The sequence below is a fragment of the Gordonia sp. UCD-TK1 genome (assembly GCF_001691435.1).
In the GTDB taxonomy this organism is placed as follows: Bacteria; Actinomycetota; Actinomycetes; order Mycobacteriales; family Mycobacteriaceae; genus Gordonia; species Gordonia hongkongensis.
Genome location: NZ_LZMP01000043.1, coordinates 1 through 17309, shown reverse-complemented (window position 1 = coordinate 17309; position 17309 = coordinate 1). Strand labels below are relative to the sequence as shown.

Genomic DNA, 17309 nt, shown 5'->3' with positions numbered 1-17309 from the left:
CCCAAGACCTCGGCGCGAGCACCACCCAGTTGCAGTGGATCGTCAACGCCTACACCCTGGTCTTCGCCGCGCTCATGCTGCCCGCCGGCGGCTTCGGTGACCGCTACGGTCGCAAACGGCTGCTGCTGATAGGTTTGGTCGCCTTCGTCGCCGCCTCGGCCTGGGCCGCTTTCAGCGGGTCCACCGGCTCGCTGATCGCCGCCCGCGCGGTCATGGGCATCGGGGCCGCGATCATCGTGCCGCTGTCGCTGGGGATCCTGCCGACCCTGTTCGGCCCCGACCAGCGTCGCCGCGGCCATCAGAGGTAGCGCGGTGGATCGACCGTAGGGTCGTCGTCGATGGTGTCGACGTGCGGGTCGGCGAGAATGTTGGTAACCGCAAGGGAGCTGGCACCGAAGGTGGCGAAGTGCGGGTTGACGTCTCTGACGACACTCCGTGCACGGTCCGCCGGACAAACGAACGCCGGGATCGGCCAAGAAGACCCGAACGGCGCGCGGCGTGGTTGGCGTCCCACGCGGCCAGATCAGCCTCGCCTCGCACAGGTAGTACCGACGGACGCTATGCCGCCGCTGCTCGTTATTGATGTTGATCCTCACGGCACCGGTTCGCCCGCACAGGGTCTCGACATGACTGACCAACGGCCCTCGTGAATTAACCCCTGGCTCAGTGGGTGACCGGTAGTAGCACTCGTCGCGAGTGGTGGTGTGCTGCATTCGAGCGAAGTTCTGTACACCGCGAGAAGCGCCTGAGACAGTGAGCGGGTGAGCCCGTCGTGAACTCGCCCCGGCCGTGCATGGTCGGAAGAACGTGCTGAGCGTCGACGAACTCCAGCCAGGCGGGGGCGCCTAGGTGTCTGCGTTGCCGTTCTTCCATTGTGGCCACGGGATGTTCCAATCGCCGAGTCCATCAACTCCCGGCAGTGTGTCGGCGTTGGTGTTCTTGACCGTGACGGGGTCACCGCGCAGGGTGTTCTTCACGAGCCATTCCGCGTCAGTGGGACTCAGGTTTGGGCAACCGTTGCTGACGTTGCTGCTGCCTTGCGCCGACATCGACCACGGTGCGCCGTGCATGTAAATGCCGCTGTAGGACATTTGCACCGCCCATTGAACGGGTGTGCGGTATCCCGCTGCGGACTCGACAGGCACTCCGTAGGTGGACGAGTCCATGATGATGTGCTCGACGCGATCTCCGATCATGTAGATACCGCGGGGCGTCGGAGTGCTGTCTTTGCCGAACGAGGTCGGCATCGTGCGGATGACCTTGCCGTCTCGTTTGACGACTATCGTTTTGGTGTTGTCGTCGGCAACGATTTCCTGAGCTCGGCCAATCGTGAAGTCGTAGGACAAGTTCTCGTCGCCGTAGAGCCCGTCGCCGAGGTCGACTCCGTAAATGTTGACGGCGACACTGACTTTGGTGCCCGGCGTCCAGAAGCGTTCGGGCCTCCACCGGACTTCGGAGTCGCTGATCCAATAGAACGCACCCCGCATCTGGGGGTCAGACGACACGGTGATCGCCGCCTGTGCCTTCTTTCGGTCGGGGATGGGATCGGCGAACCGCACCCCGACTGTGTGGGCGATCCCGACGGTTTTCTCGCCGAGGATGGCAGCGCTGGTCAGTGACTCCGGTGAGGTCGTGGTGAAGCGCTGCGAGACGACCGATCGACCGCCCACGCCCACGGCCTCGGCTTGAACGGAATACCGCTTCGAATATCCCAGGGGTTGGGTGCTTGTCCACGTTGAGCCGTCCTCGCTCAGTGAGCCCGCCAAGGGACGGCCGCTGGCTGTGGGGATACGGACTTTTGTCAACGCGCCGCGGCTGGCCGTGACAACAATAGGAAGCCCAGGTTCGACAACCGCGTTGGGCGCGAGTCGACCGCCACCTTCGGTGGCCACAGCAATGGAAGGCTGTGCGATGTCGGCGAAGCTGTCAACGGCCTGAATCTCGTTGCTGTAGGCGGCGCCTCCGGTTGAGCTGCACGAGGTCAATAACATCACCACAGCCGTCAGGGCTGCGAGCATCAGCAGTCGCGGAATACCTGCCCGGACCGACCCGCGGCATCCACGAGCGCTCGAGCACTGCGGCTGCGCACCGTAAGCCGCCAAGAGATCACGTGGCTCTTCGATAGCTCGAGTCCTTCTTACGCGGCCCATCGATTGTGGCGAACCCTCTCACTCGGCGCCTGGACTAGGTTTACTATCCACGATAGTAGTTGAATGCTGTGCGCTCCTCTACCCGCTGCACAGCGCGAGAGAAGGTTCGAAACGTCTTCGTGGTGGGCGACCGCCGAGCGGTCACGTCGACCTCATTATTGCCGTGTGGCGACACCCCACAGGTAGTCCCCGCCGATGCGTGTTCGCCACCGCTCGCCGACGTCGAGGCCGTGGTGCGACAACTCTCGCGACACCTGCGGGACCACTCGTCCTCATACCTCCCGCGCGCCGATAAGGCGGGTCGTCCGACGACGTAGACTCCCCGGGTTCTCAACCACGGTGCAGGATCGAGTTTGGGTCCATCTTGCTGCCACACCTTGTAGTGCAGGTGTGGGCCGGTGGAGTAGCCGCGGTTTCCTACCGTTGCGATCTGCGCGCCGGCCAGGACTCGCTGCCAGACGCTCACCAGTGTCTCGCTGATGTGCCCATRCACGCCGATCGTGCCGTCGTCTTGCAGCACTCGCATCCACAGCCCGAAGCCGGCGGCCTTCGATAACCGTCCCCGCCCAAGGCGATCTTTGAGGTCGCGGGTTCGGTGTGCTCACGCAGCTGTGACACGCGCAGCAAGTTCGTGGGGTAGTCGGGGCTGCTCGTCTCATCGATAACGACAGTGACGTCTTCGAAGACGTGGCGTTTCTGGGTGCCGTCAGGTGGTCGAGAGTGACCACCCAGGTCGGCCGGGTGCCACCGTCTGTCAGATCCTGCTCGTGGAGTGGGTGGAGTGGACGTGATCAAAAGCGCGTCCGGATCTGAGTCGCCTCCTTCCTTCGTTGCTCCACACGAGTCCGTTAGCTGAGCGTGTAGAGCAATTGTTCGTTTGCGGCGTATGCATTTTCGGCGTTTCTGGCGACCAGCGCGTTGACACTATTGATGGTGCTGCGTTGTTCCCAGTGTGTGCCGTCTGGGCTGCGCCAGACGGTGTCGGCGGTGTCGATGCCCCAGAGCGTGCCATCGGGTGCGGCCGCCAGGAGAGCTAGGGCCGGCGCATCGGGAACGGTTGTGAAGGTCTGGGCGTCGTCGGTGCTGTGTTGCAGGCCATCTGGGGTAGTCGCCCATACGCCGCGGTCGGTGATCGCGAGTGCTGCTGCGGCCAGGGGCGCGCCGGGGGTCCAGCTTCTCCCGTCATCGGTCGATACGAGCAGGCCGTTGATTCCGTCGAAGCCTACGAGTAGTTGTCCGTTGGTGGCGAGCGCGTGGAAGTCGATGTCGCCGGCCACCGATCTCGGTGTCCATGTCTGCCCGCCATCTTCGCTGGCGACGAGTCCCAGCGGGTTGGGTGCCGAGCTCCGCGGGCCGGGATGGCCGGAGGCGAAGATCCGATCAGAGCCGGTTACCCCGGCCAGTCCCATGAAGTCGTCGTCGGAGACGCCGACCCGGCTGGTGGTTCCATCTGCGGTGAGGGCGATTACGCCGGTGTGAGTTCCGGCGAGGATAGTGCCGTCGGCGCGGATGTGCAGGGCGTGGAGGTGGTCGAGTTCTGGGGTCAGTGTTGCGCTCTCTGCTGAGGTTGCCGACGGTGGTGGGGATGTGGGTTGTTCCCGGGTGGAGCAGCCGGTTAGCACAATCAGCGTGGCGATGACTGCGAGGACGACCGCAGCGGTGCGGTTGGACGGGTTTGAGGCAGGCAAGCGGCTAGGACTTTCGTGTGGGTAGGACTGAGTTCGGGCGTGGGTGGTGTGGTGATCGGGGTGGTGGCGAGACCGGGTAGGAGCCGCCCTAACCCTCTGGGGGTGTCGTGGTCACGACTTCTGGATGGGGATGGAAGCCTGCGATGGTTGTTGGCCGCAATGTCTTTGGAGGACGAGGGAGGCAAGGACGGTACCGAGGTGGTGACGCGCCCCGGAGAGGTCGCCGATCGCAGCGAGGTGGCGGACGAGACCGATGTGTGCGGCGAGGTGGCGGCGTCGGTTCGAGGTGACGCTGAAGTGATGGGCGCGGTGGAAAAACTGGTGGGCCGAGTATGGCGTGGGTGCCCGGTAGACGTCTCGCATGGCATGCAGATACTGACGACGGTGGTCGTCCGGGGGCGAGTGCGTCCCCCTCGGGTTCTCGGTCACAGCGCATCCCTCGAACTAGTACGCGCAGGCTGGGTCAACCCGCGTCATCTAACTACTATACAACCTAGTAATTGGCGGCGCGGTCGGTGCCTGAGTTGCGGCGTCACCGACGAACTTCTGGGGCATACTGGCTGGTGGTGCAGGTGGTGGGTCGCCGGGAAGGTGTGTTGAGTGTGGGTCTCAGCGAGCTGACGGCGGGGCGTCGAGGATCGAGGCGAACGATGGGTGAGCATCCATGAGTGCAGCGGTGGTGTTAGTTGTTGCCGCAGGTGTGCTGGGCTGGCTGTGGCCTCGATGGATGGTTCGGGTGCAGGGCCGTATCGATGCTCGTTGGGTGTTGGTGGCCTGGCCGGCCGCGCAGGTCGTGTTTGCGATGTTGTGGGTGGGAGCTGTTGTGACGCTGGCGGTTCCCGGCCACTTCGGCATCCATTCGTTGTCCGAGGTGGTGTCGTGTCTGCGGGTGTTGTCACACGGCGCATCCCCGCGGGTGGAAGCGATCTCCGGTGGCGTGCTGGCGGTGGTGACCGGGGCAGCGATTGTCCGAGCGGTGACGATCGCGGTGCGATCGGCGGTGCGGATGCGTGGTGCTCGTGAGGAGTATCTGCAGTCGTTGCGGTTGGTGGGCGCCCGCAGTGAGCGCTATCCCGACGTGTGGTGGCTCGCCGACGGGCGGCCGATGGCGTTTTGTCTGCCGGGCAAGGATGCCGGCATTGCCGCCACGACCGGGTTGCAGGCGGCGTTGTCCGGTGAGGAACTCGATGCCGTCGTTGCTCATGAGCGCGCACACCGGCGGCAACGTCATCACACCGTGGTGTTGGCGGCCCGCGCTCTCGGGCGTGCGTTCCCGCTGATTCCGTTGTTCAGCCGCGCGGGCCGTGAGGTCGCCGGCTTGGTCGAGCAAGCCGCCGATGCCCGCGCGGCCCAGCTGGTGGGTGCGCGGGCGGTCTGCTCGGCGTTGGGAACGTTGGCCCGTTCGGGACCTGTAGCGGGCCCGGTGGGTGTGTTGTCGATCAGCGATTCGTCGTCGGTGGGGCCTCGGTTGAGCCGCTTGGACTCCGGTCACCGGTGCCGGTCGCGACGTCATCATGTGGGTGCTGCCGCGGCGGTGGCTGGTGTGGTGGCGGTGCCGACCACGCTAGCGGTGTCCGGTGTCGTCTCGGCGATGGTGATCGCGATGTGTGTGTAGCCGAGACCGACCCGGGCAGGTCCGACCGCTAGGGGTTGTTGAGAAGCTGCTGCATCCTCGCAATTTCGCTCTCCTGATCAGTGACGATCTGACGTGCCAGAGCGATCGCCTCGGGCGATTGGCCGTCTTGAATCTCGGTCTTGGCCATGGCGATGGCGCCGCGATGGTGTTCGATCATCTGCGTCAGGAACAGGCGCGACGCCTCGGCTCCTTGCGCGTCGCGTAGCTGCTGCATCTGTTCTGGCGACATCATGCCCATCATCGACGGCATCGGGGAGGAACCCGGCGCCATCGACGTACCCATGTCCATGTTGTGTCCCTGGCCCTCGAGTGGGGCTCCCCATTGCTTCAGCCACGACTGCATCTGCTCGATCTCAGGCTGCTGAGCGTCTTTGATCTGCTGGGCCAGACTGACGACCTGGGGGTTGATGTTGTCCTTCTCCAACAGGATGTCGCTCATCATGATCGCCTGGGTGTGGTGCGGGATCATCTGCTGGGCGAACGAGATGTCCGCGCTGTTGTGTTCGGCAGAGGCCGCCGCTGACGATTCGGTACTGACCGTGCTGGTACCCATCCCCGACATCGAGGAATGATCCTCAGTCGAGGTGTCCGAACACGCGGCCACCACTGTCAGAACAGCCGCCGCGGCAGCAACGACGACACCGGTTCGTGTGACTCTCATCGATCTCCTCCTCAAGAGTGATACTTCGCCACCGCCCGGCGGCGCTTCGATAACAATTCTACTAACACCGATAGTAGTTAGTCGCCTGCCCGGCACCCACAAAACGGGCGGTGAACTGCGCAAACAAAGCCGCTAATGCCCGATTAGTTCGCTTCGTGGCGGGATGTTGTGTGACTGGTGGGGCACAAGTGACTTGTGGTGTGATCTCGCGGGTACACGCATGGCACTAGTGCGTGGGTCTACGACGTCCGTGGGGAAGGTGCGACCGCATGCAGATGGTGTTGACATCGCTACGGGTCAAGGCGGGGCAGCGGTGGGGCCCCAAGGCGCTGGGGGTGGCGGTGGCGGTGTGTGTGGGCGTTGCGCCTGTGATCGCCACCGCACCGGCGGCGGCCTCGACCGATGGACATGTGGCCGGGGAGTTGATCGCGATCGTGCAGGACTCGGTGAAGGCCGCATTGGGTGGTGCTGCAGCGGCGAGTTTGGGGGAGCCGATCACGCAGGCGGCGTCCTGCCTGGGCGCTCAGGCCCAGTCGGGCAGTGTCGGCGATGCGGGCAGTGTGGCCGCGCTGCAGTGCTTCGGAACGTTTTCGCGCATCGATCCGATAGACGGGTTCCGGATCATCGACGCGTTACCGCTGGCCCGGCTGGTGGCCACCCTGATCGCCGCGATCGTGCCGCACGATCCGAACGAGCCGCATGGCCCCCAACCGCAGGAACCCGGAACGCCGACGCCGCTGCTGCCCGGTAGTGGCGGCGCGGTGGCGCCGACTGCGGGCGAGATCACGTCCACCTTCGGTGACGGACGGGGCCATCAGGGCATTGATATCGGCAATGATCTGGGCGCGCCCATTGTCGCGGTAGCTGACGGGGAAGTCATCACCTCCGGACCCGCTGAGGGGTTCGGGTTGTGGATGCGGATCCGCCACGATGACGGCACGATCACCACCTACGGCCACAACGACGAGAATCTGCTCGAGCAGGGCGCGCGAGTACGGATGGGCCAATCGATCGCCACAGTGGGCAACCGTGGGGTCTCGACCGGCCCGCATCTGCATTTCGAGGTTCTCGACCCGACGGGAGTCAACGTCGATCCGGCACAGTGGCTGGCCGATCGCGGGGTGGTTCTGGCGATGGCCGCTGATGCAGACGCCCCCGCGCCGGGGCCGGTGGTGCCCCAGTGGGTCGGCGAACGACGCCTGTGACGAGCCAGCGCGGTGTGGCGGGTCAGGAACGAACGAGGCGAGCGATGGCCGCCGAGGCTTCAGCGATCTTCTCCTGCGCCTCGTCCCCGCCGGCGTGGGCGGCATCGAGCACACAGTGGGTGAGATGGTCGTCGAGCAAACCCAGCGCCACCCCCTCCAGCGCCTTGGTCAGCGCCGAAATCTGGGTCAGGATGTCGATGCAGTACTGCTCCTCATCGACCATCCGATAGATACCTCGGGATTGCCCCTCGATGCGCTTGAGGCGGGCCAGGTATTTGCCCTTGTCGCTGATGTAACCGTGGGAGGAGTGTTCCGGTGCGGAGGAGTTTCCCGGGGCGGAGGCAGTGGTCATGGACTCACCTTCTCAGTGGATCGCGGTCGGTTGTGCTGCAGTGCACGCACTGTACTCGCGCCTGGGTGCAGGTCGAGTCGGCGCAGCAGTTGCGCGTTGAGTGCGACCACGACCGTCGAGGCTGACATCAGAATCGCTCCGACCGACATCGGCAGGACGAACCCGATGGGCGCAAGAATTCCAGCGGCCAGCGGTACCGAGATCAGGTTGTATCCCGCTGCCCACCACAGGTTCTGCTTCATTTTTCGGTAGCTGGCGTCCGACAGCTCGATGACCGACAGCACCGAGCGGGGGTCGTCGCTGGCGAGGATGACCCCGGCCGAGGCGATCGCGACGTCGGTACCGGCCCCGATCGCGATGCCCACATCGGCTTGGGCCAAGGCCGGGGCGTCGTTGACGCCGTCGCCCACCATCGCCACCTTGCGTCCTTCGTGCTGCAACTCAGCCACCTTGCTGGCTTTGTCTTCCGGGCGTACACCGGCGAACACCCGGTCGATACCGAGGTCGTGAGCGACGGTGTGCGCGACCGCTTCAGCGTCGCCGGTGATCATCACGACCTCGACCCCGCGGGCGTGCAGCGCCTCGACGGCTTGGCGGGATTCCCCACGCACCTCGTCAGCGAGTTTGACAGCTCCGATCAGCTCAGTGTCGCGGGTGACGTGCAAGATGATTGCGCCGTCGGCGCGCCAGCGATCAGCGATGGCCAGTTCCTGATGGCCCTGTTCCTCGAGCATGCGGGGCCCGCCCACCCGCACCGTGGCACCCTCGACGCGAGCGGTCACACCAACCGCCGGTGACGAGGTGAAGTCGGTGGCCGCGGGAACCGGCTGGGCGCGGTCTCCGGCAGCTGCGACAATTGCTCGCGCCAGCGGGTGCTCGCTGTCGGCTTCGGCGCTAGCTGCCAGGGTGAGCACGGTGTCCTCATCGACACCGTCGGCGCCCGCGATCTCGATGACGGTGGGCTCACCCTTGGTCAGGGTTCCGGTCTTGTCGAACAGCACCGCATCCACAGTGCGCATGGCCTCAAGTGCCAACCGGTCTTTGACCAGCACGCCGCCGCGGGCGGCGCGTTCTGTGGCAATGGCCACCACCAGAGGGATAGCCAAACCGAGTGCGTGAGGGCACGCGATGACCAGCACGGTGATGGTACGAATCACCGCCTGGTCGGGTTGACCGATGACCGTCCACACGATGGCGGTGATGATCGCTGAGCCGAGCGCGAACCAGAACAGCAGCGCTGCGGCGGAATCGGCCAACCGCTGGGCGCGGGAGGTGGAGTTCTGCGCGTCTGCCACCAGGCGCTGAATCCCGGCCAGCGCCGTGTCGTCGCCGGTGGCGGTGATCTGGACCCGCAGCCCCGAGTCGGTGGCCACCGTGCCGGCCACCACCTGATCGCCGATGCCGCGGCGCACCGTGCGCGATTCTCCGGTGACCATGGATTCATCGAGCTCGGCCGAGCCGTCCACGACGCGACCGTCGGCCGGGACGCTGGCCCCGGGGCGCACGATCACCACATCTCCGACCTGCAGCTCACTGGGAGCAACGGTGGTGATGTGGTCGCCCTCGACGCGTTCGGCCTCATCGGGCAGCAGCGCGGCCAGCGAGTCCAGGGCCGAAGTTGTCTGGGCCAACGACCGCATCTCGATCCAATGCCCCAACAGCATGATCACGATGAGCAGGGCCAGTTCCCACCAGAAGTCCAGTTCATGGTGCAACACACCGATGCTCGCACCCCAGGACGCCACGAAGGCCACCGTGATCGCCAAGGCGATCAACAGCATCATTCCCGGTGCGCGCGACCGCAGTTCTGCAGAGGCGCCTACCAGGAACGGCCGCCCACCCCAGCAGTACATCACCGTACCCAGCACCGGTGAGACCCACTGCAGCACTTGACTATCGGGTAGGTCGTAGCCGATGAGCATCGCGAACATGGGTGAAAAGGCCACGACCGGCACAGCCAGGGCACCCATGATCCAGAACAGCCGGCGGAACTGCCCGACGTGATCACCACGGCCCGCATGCCCGCCATGCCCAGCGTGATCATGTTCGGCGTGATCATGGTCTGCGCGGGCGCGCTCAGCATGGTGATCGTGGTGGTTGTGTGACGCTGCGGCGAGTTGGCCGTGGTGGCGTTCGTCGGCGGCGTCGTGACCGGCGTGCTCAGGGGAAGAGTGCTCGGAGGAGGAGTGCTCGTTCATACCGTCACCTTATACCCCTGGGGGGTATACGTCGAGGGGGTGGTGGATGGAGTTGTGGTCGATGAGTGGGGCGGGCTGGTGAAGGCGCGCAGCCGCAGGCTGTTGCTGACGACGAACACGCTGGACAACGCCATGGCGGCCCCAGCCAGCATGGGGTTGAGCAGTCCCAGCGCGGCCAGCGGTATCGCGGCGACGTTGTAGGCGAATGCCCAGAACAGGTTCATTTTGATCGTTTTCAGAGTGCTGCGTGCCAAGGCGATCGCATCGGCGGCAGCGTTGAGATCGCCGCGGACCAGGGTGATGTCAGCGGCATGCATGGCGGCGTCGGTGCCGGTGCCCATCGCCAGCCCGAGATCGGCGTGGGCCAGGGCAGCGGCGTCGTTGACGCCGTCGCCGATCATGGCCACAACCTTGCCTTCGGATTGCAGATCGGTGATGACGGCGGCTTTGTCGGCCGGCAAGACGTTGGCGATGACGGTATCGATCCCGACCTCAGCGGCCACGGCATCGGCGACGGTCTGGTTGTCGCCGGTCAACAGGATGGGCGTCATACCCAGTGCGGCGAGCCGGGCGATGGCGTGTGCGCTGGTGGGTTTGATCGCATCGGCGACCGCCAGGACCGCATGAGCGCGGCCGTCCCAGGCGACGAGTACGGCGGTCTGTCCGGCTTCCTCAGCGGCGGCCTGTGCCTCGTTGAGGTGAGGGTCATCCACGGCGATGTCGTGTTCGGCCAGCAGCGTCGGACGCCCGACGGTGACCACACGTCCCTGGACCGTGCCGCGCACGCCTCGACCTTCGAAGCTGCGGAAGTCGTCGACCTCGTCGAGCTGTCCGACTTCGGCGGCTGCACCAGCAGCGATGGCGGCCGCGACGGGGTGCTCGGAGGCGTTTTCCACCGCTCCAGCGAGGGCGAGCACGTCGGCGCGAGTGGTGGTGGGGGAGGTGGTGACCTGGACGAGTGTCATCTGTCCCGTGGTGACCGTGCCGGTTTTGTCGAGGACAACGGTGTCGATGGTTCGGGTGGATTCGAGGACTTCGGGGCCTTTGATCACGATGCCGAGTTGGGCTCCGCGGCCGGTACCGACCAGAAGTGCGGTCGGGGTGGCCAGTCCCAGAGCGCAGGGGCAGGCGATGATCAGCACAGCGACCGCGGCGGTGAACGCCGCTTGCAGGGGATAGCCGGCGCCGATCCACGCGCCGAGGACTGCGATGGCGACGGTGATGACCACCGGCACGAAGACGCTTGAGATCCGGTCGGCCAGTCGCTGGGCGTGGGCTTTGCCGGTCTGGGCGCGTTCGACCATCGCGGCCATTTGCGCGAGTTGGGTGTCTGCCCCCACGCGGGTCGCCCGCACCCGTAGGTGTCCGCCGGCGTTGACTGTCCCGCCGGTCACGGTGTCGGCGGGGGCAACCTGGACTGGCATCGACTCGCCGGTGACCATGCTGGCGTCAACTGCCGAGGTGCCGGACACCACCACACCGTCGCTGGCGATCTTCTCGCCGGGCCGCACATTGAACTCGTCGTCGACGGCGAGCTCGCCGATCGGTATCCGATGCTGGTGGCCGTCCCTGACCACCGTGACGTCTTTGGCGCCCAGCTCCAACAAGGCCCGCAACGCCGCACCGGCTTGCCGTTTGGACCGCTTCTCGAAGTATCGGCCGGCCAGGACGAACATCGTGACCCCCGCGGCGACCTCGAGGTAGATGTTGCCTGCACCGTCAGAGGCGCCGACCGTCAGGGTGAATCCGTGGGTCATGCCTGGTTGTCCGGCGGTGCCGAAGAACAACGCATACAACGACCACAACAGCGCCGCGGTGGTGCCGACCGAGATCAGGGTGTCCATCGTGGCCGCGCCGTGGCGCAGGTTGAGCAACGCGGCGCGATGAAACGGCCAGGCCGCCCACACGATCACCGGCGCGGCCAACGTCAACGACGCCCACTGCCAGTAGGTGAACTGCAACGTCGGGACCATTGCCAGCGCGATCACCGGTACCGAGAGAACCACCGCACCGATCAGTCGGTGACGCAAGGCCACGAGCTCCCCGTCGTCGTCCGAAGGGTCGTCGTCGGGGTCGGCGCCTGTGGGAATGGCGGGCAGCGCAGCGCGGTACCCGGCCTGTTCGATGGTCTCGATCAGCAGGTGGGGGTCGACACCGGCGCGTGCGCTGACGTGAGCTTTTTCGGTGGCGTAGTTCACCGAGGCGCTCACTCCGTCGAGTTTGTTCAGTGTGCGTTCGATGCGTGCCGCGCACGAGGCACACGTCATGCCCGACACGGCGAGTTCGACATCGACGGTGCCTGTCTGCTCGGCGGTGGCCGCAGGTGGGTGGATCGGAGCTGAGGTGGTCATGCGGAAGTTCCTCGAAGGGTGAGCGCCTCGGCGCAGTGCCTCGGTGCAGTGGCCCCGGGGTGGCGCTGGTTAGCGAGTTAGTGTCCGGCGTGCGGATCGGCCGAGGGGGCCGTGGAGTTGGTTGTCGGGGCCGGGGCGCCGGTGGGGGCGTCGAGAACGAAGGTGGCGGTGTGCACAGCGCCGTCGACCTGGAAGTCGAGGTAGAGCAGATAGCGGCCCGGGGTGGGGGCGGTGGTGGCGAAGCGGACCTGTGGTCCCGCGAGTTGACCGGCGGTCGGTGCCGCGCCCTCAGGGTGAACATGCAGGTAGGCCAGGTCGCCCTGACGCAGAGCCACCAAGTGACCGAAAGCGCCCAGATACGGCTGCAAGGTAGTGACCGGTTGTCCTGCTCGCCGCACGGTGACGGTCAATTCGGACTCGGCTCCCGCGCGCAGGTGCCCGGCCAGCTCGATGTCGAACCCGTCGACGGATGACTGTCGTGATTCGGCGGCGGCTGGGGCCGGCTGGTAGTCACCGCTGACTTCGACGGTGCTGGTCAGGGTGAGGGGTTGACCGGTGGCGGCGGGCACGAAGTCGGCATAGATCCGGTAGCTGCCTCCCGTCGCCCACTGCCAGGGCAGCGACCAGCGCCCTTCGGGCGAGAGAGTGGGGTGCACGTGTCGAAAGTAGGCGCCATCCGCGCGGACGACGATCAGGTGCAGCTGCTTGTCGTGCTCGGTGGCGAAGTCGGTGACCGCGGCCCCGGCGGCGTCGAGGATCTCAAAGCTCAGCGGTGCTTGCATCCCGGGCGCATGGGGTGCCACCACATTTCCCAGGATGAAGCCGCCTGCTGCCAGCGAAACCCCGCGAACCTGATCGGCACCGGGGGACGCAGATGATGACGGTTGGGCAGTGTGGCCGACATGGGTGGACTCGGCCGACGACGGTCGTGGCCGATCGGGTGCGACACCCGCGGCGATGGCATAGGCCGCGGCGAAAACTATCAGCAGAGCCGCAGCGAAGACGCCGAGCTTGGTTGGAACATTCATCGCTGGATTCCTGTCATCGGTGGTGGCGACACACACGCCGCCCGGAGAAGGGCTGAAGTCGCCAGTGGGCAGACACTTCAGCCCCTCATCGGCTACTGCGCCAGGTGGTAGCCGGCCTCTTCGACCGCGACGCGGATCGCGTCGGGCTCGATCGGGGCCGAGCTGGAGATGGTGACTTGCCCGCTGGCCACGTCGACCTCGACGTCGGTCACGCCGGCCAGTGCTCCGACTTCTTCACGCACCGACGACGCGCAGTGCCCACACGTCATTCCGGAGACGATCACTGTCGATGTGCTCATGAGATGTGCCCTTTCGGTACAGCAGTGGTGCCGACGACCCTCAGGAGGCCTGCCGCTGTGGCGTCTCGCCACACCACCTTTATACCCTACCCCCCTAGGGTAATCAATGGGTGGAGGTGGGTTGAGCTTCGGTGGGGGCGGAGACGCTGAGCCATCCGCGGCGGTGCAACATCAACAGGGCGGAGGCCGCCGCTATGCCGGTGAGGACCAAAGCGATCCACACCAGTTCGGGCATGTCGCGGGTGGTGGCCGCGCTGAACAGCCACCCGGTCGCGGCATTGCCGAGCAGAATCCCGATCCCGACGATGGTGTTGTAGAGCCCGTAGTGGGTGGCGACAAGCGTGCCGCGGGCCAGTCCCACCACAGTGTCCATTTCGAATGGGAACACTGCTGCGGTGGCGGCGGCGAGCAGGGCTGCGGTGAGTAGCAGTGCGGCGATGTTGAGGGCGATGTTGCGCTGATGCGTTGCGGCGCTGGCGACTAGGGGCAGGAAAGCTGCAGCCATCAGTGTCATTCCCACGCTCAGGCTGCCGGTACTGCCCCAGCGGTTGCCGAACCATGCGGTGATGCGTAGCTGTCCGGCGATGGCCACCAGACCGGTCACCACAAACATTGCGGTGACAATGCTGGTGGCGAGGGTGGGGTTGTCCGCTATGCGGTCGGCGTGCAGGGGCAGCGCGAGGTAGACCTGAAAGGACAGCACATACGAGCTGGCCATCGCCACAGCGAAGAGCAGGAATCGCCGGTTACGTACGACGCTGCGCCAGTCCTGAATGATCGAGGTGTTGCTTGGGGCTGGTGTTGTTGCGGGTAGCGCTTTGATCTGCACGAGGGTCAGGACCGCGAAAACTGCTGCCGCACACAGGGAGGTGAGCCGAAAATCCAAAGCGGTCAACGCCAGTCCGACCAGCGGCCCGAGCAGGATGCCGGCCTGGTAGAAGACGTTGAACACGGCGAATGCTTCGATGCGACGTTCACCGGCGTCGGCGGCCAGGTAGGCGCGGACGGCGGGGTTGAACAGCGCCCCGGCGAATCCCGTTGCCGCCGAGGCGATCAGGATCGCGGGCAGCGAACTGGCCAGGGCCAGTAGGATGAATCCGATGACCCGCATCAGGCATCCGGCGATGATGAGCGGTTTGTACCCCCAGCGGTCAGCGAGTGTTCCCCCGATCAGGAACATGCCCTGCTGGGAGAAGTTGCGTATCCCCAGGACCAGGCCCACTGCCCATGCCGCCAGGGCCAGCGGGCCGGCGAGATAGGCGGCGAGATAGGGCATGAGCATGTAGAAGCCGAGGTTGATGGTGAACTGGTTGACCATCAGCACTTGGCTGGGGCGATCGAAGCTGCGGAAACTGCGGTAGAGGCGTCGCATAGGTCAGCTCGTGGGCTCGGTGTGCGGCATGTGAGTGGGGTCGATGATGGTGGGGCACCGGGTCCAGCTACTCGCGACCTGGGTCAGCGGATCGTTGATGGTGTGGGGGGCAGTGGGCGCTGGGGCGTCCATCAGGTCGTGAGCTTGGCAGTACTCGTCGTTGTAGATGGTTCCGTAGTAGCGGGCGGGGCCATCGGGGAAGACCGCCGCGATGCGCGTATCGGCCGAACGAGTGCGAGCCAGCCAGCCCGAGACCAGGGCCACCGCGCCCACGCTCCAGCCGCCGGTGGCGTACTGCGTGGCGGCCAGGGTGCGGCATGCCCAGACTGCTTCGGCCGGCGCCACCCAGTGCACCTCACTGAACTGGTCGTAGGCGACGTTGCGGGGGTAGATGCTCGAGCCGAGTCCCCGCATGATCCGTGACTGTGCGGGCTGGCCGAAGATCGTCGAGCCGATGGTGTCTACGCCCACGACTTCCAGCTCAGGGTTGAACTGCCGCAGAGTATGAGCCACACCGGCTGAGTGCCCACCGGTGCCCACCGAACACACCAGGACATCGATATGGCGCAGCTGCGCGATCAGCTCCACACCCAGTGAGCTGTAACCGGTCACGTTGTCGGGGTTGGAATACTGGTCGGGACACCACGCAGCCTCGTCGAGTGCGAGCAGGGCGCGCACACGGTCGCGGCGGGCTTGTTGCCAACCCCCGACCGGGTGGGGCTCGCTGACGACATCGACCCGGGCGCCGTAGGCGGCGAGCATTTGCCGCAGGATCGGTTCCAGTCCGGGGTCGGTCACCAAGGTCACCGGATGACCGAACACAATGCCCGCTAGCGCTAACCCCAATCCCAGTGTGCCGCTCGTTGATTCGATGATCTGCGCCCCCGGGGCCAGCTCGCCGCGGGCGCGGGCGCGTTCGACCATGTGCAGCGCCGGCCGGTCTTTCATGCCACCGGGGTTGAAGCCCTCCAGCTTGGCCCAGAAACCGTGCCCGTGCTCGGCAAAGGGTTCTTCGATCCGCAGTACCGGGGTGCCGCCGACCAGCTGACGACTCAGCCCAGCACGGCGCGATGTGGCCTCGGCAGGGAAGGTGGTGGCGAATGGATCACTGGTGGTGAGGCTGTAGGAGACAGTCACACGGGCATCCTCTGCATCGATGGACAGGATGTCGCCGGGCCGAAAGCAGATCAACAGTGTGAGAGGGAACTGGGACATATCGTTCGGCGCGGCGACACCGCCACCTTGCCCACTCAACCTCAAGGCTGATCGGCGGTCGGGATCAAGATCTGCTCAAGAATGCCCGCGGGGTTGGATGGTCGTGTAAACCACCGCCACCATAGGGACGTGCCTCATGACCGCGTCATCGTCGACGACGACCTTCGTGGGCCGGCGGCCCGACCACCGCACGGGCTACACGCGCTGGTCATCGAAGATGAGCCTGACATCGCCGAGGTTGTCGCCGACTACCTGCAGCGCAGCGGATTTGTGGTCACCATCGCCCACGACGGCCAAGAGGGGATCGCCGCCGCACGCACGGTGAGTCCTGCGGTAGTCATCCTCGATCTGGGTTTGCCCTCGATCGACGGCGTCGAGGTGTGTCGGCAGTTACGCACCTTCACCGACGCCTACATCGTGATGGTCACCGCCCGCGCCGACGAGGTCGACACCATCATCGGTCTCGCGGTTGGAGCCGACGACTACCTCACCAAACCGTTTCGTCCTCGTGAGCTGATGGCGCGCATCGACGCCATGCTGCGCCGTCCGCGCCCGACCTCGGCGGTAGACACAGCACACCCGCGGACACTGGGGGAGCTGACCCTGGACCCACAAGGCCGTGAAGTGCGGGTACAAGACACACTCGTGGAACTGACCCGCACCGTGAAACGCCCCGGGTTTGTCGGAGGCTCTCGAATCTGTGAAGGATGGAGAGCATGGCAGCACCACGGAAGTACAGCGTTGAGCTGAAGGAGCGGGCGACGCGGATGGCGGTGGAGGCCCGCAAGGACCCAGCCACGCGACCAGGGGCGCTCAAACGGATCGGCGATCAACTCGGTGTGCACCCGGAGTCGCTTCGCACCTGGGTCAAGCAGGCCGAGATCGATGGCGGGGACCGCCCGGGGACCACGACCAGCGAGGCTGAGCGGATCGCGCAGCTGGAACGGGAGAACCGGGAGTTGCGGCGGGCGAACACCATCTTGAAGCAGGCATCAGCTTTCTTTGCGGCGGAGATCGACCGCCCACAGCGTTGATCGTGGAGTTCGTCGCCGCTTTCCGCGACGAACACGGAGTCGATCCGATCTGCGCGGCCCTGCGCGACACGGCCGCCCAGATCGCTCCGTCCACAGACAGTCCGAGCCCATCTGAGCTCT

Annotated in this window: 14 protein-coding genes, 2 pseudogenes and 1 other annotated feature; of the genes and pseudogenes, 5 read left to right on the top strand and 11 right to left on the bottom strand. The window is 65.7% G+C overall.

Annotation, left to right across the window (positions count from 1 at the left end; genetic code table 11):
• A partial coding sequence (locus A9310_RS19765; RefSeq protein ID WP_254661306.1) for an MFS transporter occupies nt 1–308 on the top strand: 308 nt, incomplete at its 5' end.
• Nucleotides 309–845: 537 nt separating this feature from the next.
• Here the strand turns inward: A9310_RS19765 and A9310_RS19760 are convergent.
• The 3 genes and pseudogenes from A9310_RS19760 to A9310_RS19755 form a co-directional block, all read right to left on the bottom strand.
• Nucleotides 846–2018 (bottom strand): Ig-like domain-containing protein, encoded by a 1173-nt coding sequence (locus tag A9310_RS19760; RefSeq protein ID WP_065632065.1) that lies wholly within the window; start codon nt 2016–2018, stop codon nt 846–848.
• A gap of 436 nt (nt 2019–2454) precedes the next feature.
• Nucleotides 2455–2697: pseudogene (locus tag A9310_RS26420) on the bottom strand (M23 family metallopeptidase); the annotation flags it as partial.
• A 301-nt stretch (nt 2698–2998) separates the two neighbouring features.
• Entirely contained in the window at nt 2999–3838 is an 840-nt protein-coding gene (locus tag A9310_RS19755) for a F510_1955 family glycosylhydrolase (protein WP_035718240.1), read from the bottom strand.
• Nucleotides 3839–4502: 664 nt separating this feature from the next.
• On the opposite strand from A9310_RS19755, the gene A9310_RS19745 reads away from it, so the two are divergent.
• Nucleotides 4503–5453 (top strand): M56 family metallopeptidase, encoded by a 951-nt coding sequence (locus A9310_RS19745; protein WP_055477283.1) that lies wholly within the window; start codon nt 4503–4505, stop codon nt 5451–5453.
• Between the two features lie 28 nt (nt 5454–5481).
• On the opposite strand, the gene A9310_RS19740 is transcribed toward A9310_RS19745, so the two are convergent.
• Entirely contained in the window at nt 5482–6135 is a 654-nt protein-coding gene (locus tag A9310_RS19740) for a DUF305 domain-containing protein (RefSeq protein ID WP_024499309.1), read from the bottom strand.
• 269 nt (nt 6136–6404) lie between these two features.
• Here A9310_RS19740 and A9310_RS19735 point away from each other — a divergent pair, with 269 nt between their 5' ends.
• A complete protein-coding gene (locus tag A9310_RS19735; RefSeq protein ID WP_006357620.1) occupies nt 6405–7340 on the top strand; it encodes a M23 family metallopeptidase in 936 nt (311 codons plus the stop codon).
• A 22-nt stretch (nt 7341–7362) separates the two neighbouring features.
• On the opposite strand, the gene A9310_RS19730 is transcribed toward A9310_RS19735, so the two are convergent.
• The 7 genes from A9310_RS19730 to A9310_RS19700 all read right to left on the bottom strand — a co-directional run bounded on the left by A9310_RS19730 (nt 7363) and on the right by A9310_RS19700 (nt 16077).
• Complete coding sequence (locus A9310_RS19730; protein WP_065632063.1) at nt 7363–7692, bottom strand: metal-sensitive transcriptional regulator; 330 nt, start codon at nt 7690–7692, stop codon at nt 7363–7365.
• Nucleotides 7689–9890, bottom strand: a complete 2202-nt coding sequence (locus A9310_RS19725) for a heavy metal translocating P-type ATPase (RefSeq protein ID WP_065632062.1) — start codon at nt 9888–9890, stop codon at nt 7689–7691. Before A9310_RS19725 ends, A9310_RS19730 begins: the two co-directional genes overlap by 4 nt.
• On the bottom strand, nt 9887–12241 hold the full coding sequence (locus tag A9310_RS19720; protein ID WP_065632061.1) for a cation-translocating P-type ATPase: 2355 nt from the start codon (nt 12239–12241) through the stop codon (nt 9887–9889). The genes A9310_RS19725 and A9310_RS19720 overlap by 4 nt, the downstream gene beginning before the upstream one ends.
• 77 nt (nt 12242–12318) lie before the next feature.
• The gene (locus A9310_RS19715) at nt 12319–13269 is read right to left on the bottom strand and encodes a hypothetical protein (protein ID WP_006357624.1); all 951 of its coding nucleotides are present in this window, start codon (nt 13267–13269) and stop codon (nt 12319–12321) included.
• 92 nt (nt 13270–13361) lie between these two features.
• Nucleotides 13362–13568, bottom strand: coding sequence for a heavy-metal-associated domain-containing protein (locus A9310_RS19710; protein ID WP_006438347.1), 207 nt, complete (start codon nt 13566–13568; stop codon nt 13362–13364).
• A gap of 103 nt (nt 13569–13671) precedes the next feature.
• Nucleotides 13672–14940, bottom strand: a complete 1269-nt coding sequence (locus tag A9310_RS19705; RefSeq protein WP_006357626.1) for an MFS transporter — start codon at nt 14938–14940, stop codon at nt 13672–13674.
• A 3-nt stretch (nt 14941–14943) separates the two neighbouring features.
• Complete coding sequence (locus A9310_RS19700) at nt 14944–16077, bottom strand: PLP-dependent cysteine synthase family protein (RefSeq protein ID WP_035718250.1); 1134 nt, start codon at nt 16075–16077, stop codon at nt 14944–14946.
• A 207-nt stretch (nt 16078–16284) separates the two neighbouring features.
• Here A9310_RS19700 and A9310_RS19695 point away from each other — a divergent pair.
• A pseudogene (locus A9310_RS19695) lies at nt 16285–16818 on the top strand (response regulator transcription factor); the annotation flags it as partial.
• 53 nt (nt 16819–16871) lie between these two features.
• Complete coding sequence (locus A9310_RS19690) at nt 16872–17189, top strand: transposase (protein ID WP_065632060.1); 318 nt, start codon at nt 16872–16874, stop codon at nt 17187–17189.
• Nucleotides 17150–17278, top strand: a sequence feature (AL1L pseudoknot). It overlaps the preceding gene by 40 nt.
• Nucleotides 17279–17309: the final 31 nt, after the last annotated feature.

Coding starts and splice junctions, on each gene's coding strand:
- A9310_RS19760 (WP_065632065.1), bottom strand. CDS start 2,018: ATGCTCGCAGCCCTGACGGCTGTGGTGATGTTATTGACCTCGTGCAGC.
- A9310_RS19745 (WP_055477283.1), top strand. CDS start 4,503: ATGAGTGCAGCGGTGGTGTTAGTTGTTGCCGCAGGTGTGCTGGGCTGG.
- A9310_RS19740 (WP_024499309.1), bottom strand. CDS start 6,135: ATGAGAGTCACACGAACCGGTGTCGTCGTTGCTGCCGCGGCGGCTGTT.
- A9310_RS19735 (WP_006357620.1), top strand. CDS start 6,405: ATGCAGATGGTGTTGACATCGCTACGGGTCAAGGCGGGGCAGCGGTGG.
- A9310_RS19730 (WP_065632063.1), bottom strand. CDS start 7,692: ATGACCACTGCCTCCGCCCCGGGAAACTCCTCCGCACCGGAACACTCC.
- A9310_RS19725 (WP_065632062.1), bottom strand. CDS start 9,890: ATGAACGAGCACTCCTCCTCCGAGCACTCTTCCCCTGAGCACGCCGGT.
- A9310_RS19720 (WP_065632061.1), bottom strand. CDS start 12,241: ATGACCACCTCAGCTCCGATCCACCCACCTGCGGCCACCGCCGAGCAG.
- A9310_RS19715 (WP_006357624.1), bottom strand. CDS start 13,269: ATGAATGTTCCAACCAAGCTCGGCGTCTTCGCTGCGGCTCTGCTGATA.
- A9310_RS19710 (WP_006438347.1), bottom strand. CDS start 13,568: ATGAGCACATCGACAGTGATCGTCTCCGGAATGACGTGTGGGCACTGC.
- A9310_RS19705 (WP_006357626.1), bottom strand. CDS start 14,940: ATGCGACGCCTCTACCGCAGTTTCCGCAGCTTCGATCGCCCCAGCCAA.
- A9310_RS19690 (WP_065632060.1), top strand. CDS start 16,872: ATGGCAGCACCACGGAAGTACAGCGTTGAGCTGAAGGAGCGGGCGACG.